Consider the following 1785-nt stretch of genomic DNA (forward strand, 5'->3'; position numbering starts at 1 on the left):
GGGGCTGTCTAAAAAGCTCTTCTTGAAACAAAAAGCGGTGCCGGATATGTCCGGTACCGCTTTTTTTTGGAATGAAATGAGAAAAAGACAAAAAAATAGCAGAAATCCGAGCGGCCTTCGGCCACTTTCAGGAGGTTGTGGGCTGCGGCAAGCAGCCCGACCTCCAGGGTGACCTTCTCAAGGCCACGGAGGTGAAAGCGGCGGAACGACCGATTGCCCTTGATCTGCCCGAACACGCTTTCGACCTCGATTTTTCGTTTCGCGTAGGTCGCTGCGCCCTCGGGAGACCAAAGGAAGGCTCTGGCTTTCGCTTTTTCTTCTTCGTAGGTCGGATTCCACAATACCTGCCGGTTTCCTTCTGCTTTTGTACAGAAGGCTTTGATCGGACAATCCGAACAGTCTTCACTTTCGTACCGTTTAAAATCCCGGCGGTAGCCGGTGATGGGATCGGTCCAGCTGGTGTATCCCCGGAATGTGACCCGCCGGTTGTTCGGACAACGGAACCAGTCGTTCGTTTCGTCGTAGTCCCAGTTCTGTACCTTGTCGATGCGTTTCGTAAACGAGGGTTTCGTTTCGGCAGCCAGGGTGTTGTACGGAATCAAAAACGGGTTCTCTGTCTGGAGAGGCGCCTCTTCCAGAAGGTACGTATAGTTTGGCTCACTGCCATAGCCGGCATCCGCCGCGAGCTGCTTGGGAAACGGCAGGGACCGGGAGCGGAGAAGCTCCAGGTGCGGGATCAGACAGCGGGTATCCGTCGGGCGCTGATGCACCGAATAGCCGAGCACAAATTGATTTTCCGTGCCCATCTGCACGTTGTAGCCTGGTTTCAGCTGGCCGTTTTCCATATGATCTTCTTTCATGCGCATAAACGTAGCAGCGGGATCGGTTTTGGATAAACTGTTCCGGTCGCCGAAGGTGGCGAGCTGGCTTTCATACCGTTCCAGCCGCGGCAGGTAGTCGCGGGTGAGGGTCCGGTGGATGGTTCGGATGTTCTGAAAGACCGCCCGCTTTTCTTTTCGGACCTGCCGGTCCGGTTCCTCCCTCCATTCTGCTTCCGCCTGGTGCATCTCGTGTTCCACGGCTTCGGCGGCTTCCCGAACTTTCTGCGGGGACACACGATCCGGGGCTTCCCCGGATTCGGAGGCGTCAGCTTCGATGGTGGCTTCAATGTGGGCAAGAAGGCCGGTCAGCTTCTCCTGGAGTCGGGCTTCGTGTTTTTCGACTGATTTCCGCCAGACGAACGTATACCGATTGGCGTTCGCTTCGATTTTGGTCCCGTCAAGAAAATAGGTGTCCATCGAGATATACTGTTCGTCGAGCAGGAGTTCGACGAGGCGGGTGAACAGCGGTGTAATGATGTCCTGCATCCGTTCCGAGCGGAACCGGTTAATCGTACGGAAATCCGGTTCCTGCCGAGCAGCCAGCCACATCATCGGGAGATTCTCTCGAAGAGATTGGGCAATCTGCCGGCAGGAATACCACTTCTGCGTATAGGCGTAGAGGACAATTTTCGTCATCATTTTCGGATGGTAGGCCGGGCGTCCGCCGCCTTTGTACGGGGCGAAGAAGAGGTCGTTGTCCACCGCCTCCACGAAGGTGTGGATCACCCGGGCCACGTGATCGTCCGGGATCAAATCGCTGAAATCCATAGGCAGGACCAGCTGTCCCATGGTATACTCTTGGAAAGTAGCCGTTTGGCTGCTCATAAAAATCGCCTCCTGGTGGTGTTGGTTTTGTCGCTTACACACACAGGTTCGGCGATTTTTTTCTGTTTCCTTCTATAAA

1 protein-coding gene is annotated in these 1785 nt (G+C 55.1%); it reads right to left on the reverse strand.

The window, feature by feature from the left end:
* Nucleotides 1-8: 8 nt before the first annotated feature.
* Nucleotides 9-1706: an IS1182 family transposase gene (locus ACSZLD_RS16770; RefSeq protein ID WP_444685860.1), complete on the reverse strand. Its 1698-nt coding sequence runs from the start codon at nucleotides 1704-1706 to the stop codon at nucleotides 9-11.
* Nucleotides 1707-1785 lie beyond the last annotated feature (79 nt).

The sequence above is a fragment of the Alkalicoccus luteus genome, from assembly GCF_052061695.1.
GTDB classification, from domain to species: Bacteria; Bacillota; Bacilli; order Bacillales; family Salisediminibacteriaceae; genus Alkalicoccus; species Alkalicoccus luteus.